The sequence below is a fragment of the Aquiflexum sp. genome (genome assembly GCF_041749095.1).
Classification (GTDB): Bacteria; Bacteroidota; Bacteroidia; order Cytophagales; family Cyclobacteriaceae; genus Aquiflexum.
This window is the reverse complement of the sequence record NZ_JBGTCA010000324.1, coordinates 1-3,372: the sequence shown is the minus strand read 5'-3', so window position 1 is coordinate 3,372 and position 3,372 is coordinate 1. Positions and strand designations below refer to the sequence as shown.

The window sequence follows — 3,372 nt, the reverse complement described above, 5'->3', positions numbered from 1 at the left end:
CCCACCATCCAAGATGGATTGACTATGTCCGCATTGCCTTAGGTTTATTTATTCTGTATAAGGGTATCTTATTTATTTCCAATACTGATGCTTTGATGGGAATTGCAGAGAGCATGGAAATCACATTCTTCAATATGGCACTTGCTCATTATGTGGCTTTTGCTCATCTGGTCGGAGGGCTTTTGATTGCCATTGGACTACTGACCCGGTTCGCCACGATGTTCCAATTGCCTATCTTGTTTTTTGCAGTCTTTTTTGTCAATATCAAGCAAGGCTTTCTATCAGTCAGCAACAACCTTGAATTTGAAATCTCAATAATAGTATTCGTTCTGCTGATTGTCTTTTTGATTTATGGCTCTGGAAAATTTTCAGTGGATCACTGGATGAAACAACACCCAAATGAATAAAAAAAAGGCTCCATTTTAACAGGGAGCCTTTTTTTTGTAGCGCATATTTATTTCAAATCTTCGGCTGAAACAGAAGCATTAAATTCCAATTTTTCAACCTTAGCTTTTAAGGGAACAGGTATCATTGGTGATTTTAGGGTGGACATCATTGGATATTGGATGCCTTCGACAATCTGGTATTCCGAATAGAATATTTCTCCAGCATCCACACTTTCACTTTTAATTTTCAAACCTGTATTTACAGCGTAGTAGTTTATTTGTTTTGCTCCGGTAGGATTGGAAATGATGACTTTGTAAGCATTTTGACCTTCGACATCATTGATGCCTTCCAATGTAATACTGTAACCCAGTTCCTCATAATGCAATTCAGGAAAAATAAACATATTCATCTTTGCAGCTTCATATTGCTCATCAGAAAGTTCCTGAGTTTTACCTCCTGCGGTAACTGTAGCTTTTCCATCCTTTATCAATGTATGCATAGCGACATTGCCCATGGCCATTATTTTATTGGAAAAAGCCTGCACTTTTTCATCATATACATAATTAATGTTCAATTTTACACCTGGAATTTCCGCAATAGATTCCATTTTGGATGATTTGATTGTCTTTACTTTTTCTGAACCACCAATAGCCTGAATATAGTCATCTATAACCTTTTCAGCAGTGATTTCAGAATCCATAGCAATTTGCACCTCAGGATCACCCGCATTGGTAAATCTTTTTACTTCTCCAAATGCCATAAGGCCGTCCTGAATTTCCGATCCGTTGCCCACAATGGTGATGTACATATTATCAGGTTTCAAAAGTTTTTTAGCAGATGCATTAACCTGATCGACTGTAAGGTCATTCAATCTCTGAAGGTATGTACTATAATAATCTTTAGGCAAACCGTACCTTTCCATGTTTATGGCAAAGTTTGCAATGGTTGAAGGGCTCTCTAATGATCGAGCAAAAGAGCCACTTAGAGCAGATTTTGCTCCTTCCAATTCATCCTCCTGGACACCATTTTGCTTGAGGTTTCTGATTTCATAGATGATTTCATTGATGGCTGAATCCGTAGCAGAACCCCGTACACTTGAACCAGCATAGAATCTTGCAATTAAATCATCAGAACCAAAATTTGCTGAGGCACCATATGTAAAACCTTTATCCTCCCTTAAGTTTTGAAGAATCCGTCCAGCAAATCCTCCTCCCAAAACATATCCTAAAATTCTACTTTTGAGATAATCCTCTGATGTCAGAAAGTTATCCAAAGGATATGTCACTTCTATTACAGATTGCTGCGAAGCAGATCTGTCAACCAATGCAACTATATTTTTTTCAGGAGCCTTAGGTTTTTCAAAAGATTGTGAAGGGACTTCACCCCTTTCCCATCTTGCAAAATACTTCTTTACCAAAGTTTTAGCCGTCGATAGGTCCATATCACCTACAATTGCCAGATAAGCAATATTTGGTTTGAAGTAAGTCTCATAATAAGATTTTATATCCTCAACCGTGACATTATCTACTGTCACTTCAGTCTCTACTTCACCATATGGATGATTGTCACCATAAACCAGTTTGGATGTCAAGATGGACGAAATCGTATTTGGATCATTTTTGGCAATGGCAAGACCTGATTTGGTTTGGGTTTTAAGTTTAACCAATTCCTCTTCAGGAAAAATAGGATTGTACAACACATCTGCCATCAATTCCATTACTTTTTCTTGATGTTTGGTTAAAGTAGATCCTGAAATAGAAGTAGAACTTCCTGAAATTCGTGCACCGATAAAATCCACTTCTTCATTAAATTCATCTTTTGACCTGTTCTTGGTTCCCGCTGTCATCATATTTCCTACGAAACCAAGCATTCCGGCCTTTTCTCCCTCCAAAATAGGATCTCTGTCCAAGATCAGCGAATACGTAACTCTTGGAAGCTTTTTGTTTTGGATTAAAAAGACTTTTAATCCGTTGTCCAAAGTAAAAGACTCTGCTTCTCCAAATCTAATTTCCGGAGCAGGGCCTGGTTCTGGCAATTTCGCACGGTCCACTTGGGCAAATGCTGTTGAGACAAGGAAGAATATAAATATGTATGATGTTATCTTTTTCATTTGATTCTTTTTAAGATTTAAAAATTATTCAGTTATCTGTGCAGATTTCGGGAGATACTTTAATACTACCCTACTATCCATCTTCAAATATTCTTTAGCAACCCTTTGAATATCCTCTGGCTTCACTTTCCTGAACTTTTCAAGTTGCTCATTGATATAGTCAGCTCCTCCATTAAAAACATGAGCCTGAGCCAAATCAAGGGAAATATTGGCTACAGACCCAAGGTTATTTACCAAATGGCTCTCTTTAAAATTAAGCAATTTTTCAAACTCCTCTTCATCAATACCATTTTGCTGAACCTGTACCAGAATCTCATCAATAGCTTCATTCAGCTCATCAATATTGACACCCATATTGGCAATAGCTAAAATAATGAACATACCGCCATCCTCGAGATCATTAGGAAAAGCCGCCGCCTGTACCGCTTTTTGACTTTTATCCACCAATTCTCTGTACATCAAAGAACTCTTTCCCGATAGTAAGTAAGTACTCAAGAGATTTAATGCATAGGTATCTGGATGGCCCAACTTAGGAATCTGATAGCCTTGAAAAATAGCTGGGAGTTGAATATTGTCATAAATTATATCCTTGACCTCTGAAGTCAATTTCTGAATCTCAATATCCGGTCTTGGTATAGTTTGGGGGCCACGCGGAATTTCTGAAAAATATTTACGGACCAAGCTTTCTGTTACTTCATAATCTATGTCACCTGCAATGACCAATGTGGCATTATTGGGAACATAAAAGGTATCGTAGAAATCTTTAAAATCCGCCAATGTGGCTTGATCCAAATGTTCAGCCGAACCAATAACAGGTGATTGGTAGGGATGATTTGGGAAAAGTCTAAGAGGCATTTCTTTTCGGAAAGACATGT

The 3,372-nt window shown here is 37.8% G+C and carries 3 protein-coding genes; 1 reads left to right on the top strand and 2 read right to left on the bottom strand.

Annotated elements, in window-relative coordinates; all coding sequences use genetic code 11:
• Positions 1 to 407 (top strand): DoxX family protein (locus ACEW8O_RS14910; RefSeq protein WP_373495422.1); only part of this gene is annotated, 407 nt, incomplete at its 5' end.
• A 47-nt stretch (positions 408 to 454) separates the two neighbouring features.
• Here the strand turns inward: ACEW8O_RS14910 and ACEW8O_RS14905 are convergent.
• Both ACEW8O_RS14905 and ACEW8O_RS14900 read right to left on the bottom strand, forming a co-directional pair.
• On the bottom strand, positions 455 to 2,497 hold the full coding sequence (locus tag ACEW8O_RS14905) for a M16 family metallopeptidase (protein ID WP_373495421.1): 2,043 nt from the start codon (positions 2,495 to 2,497) through the stop codon (positions 455 to 457).
• A gap of 24 nt (positions 2,498 to 2,521) precedes the next feature.
• The coding region (locus tag ACEW8O_RS14900) for a M16 family metallopeptidase (protein WP_373495420.1) at positions 2,522 to 3,372 on the bottom strand (851 nt) is incomplete at its 5' end.

Coding starts and splice junctions, on each gene's coding strand:
- ACEW8O_RS14905 (WP_373495421.1), bottom strand. CDS start 2,497: ATGAAAAAGATAACATCATACATATTTATATTCTTCCTTGTCTCAACA.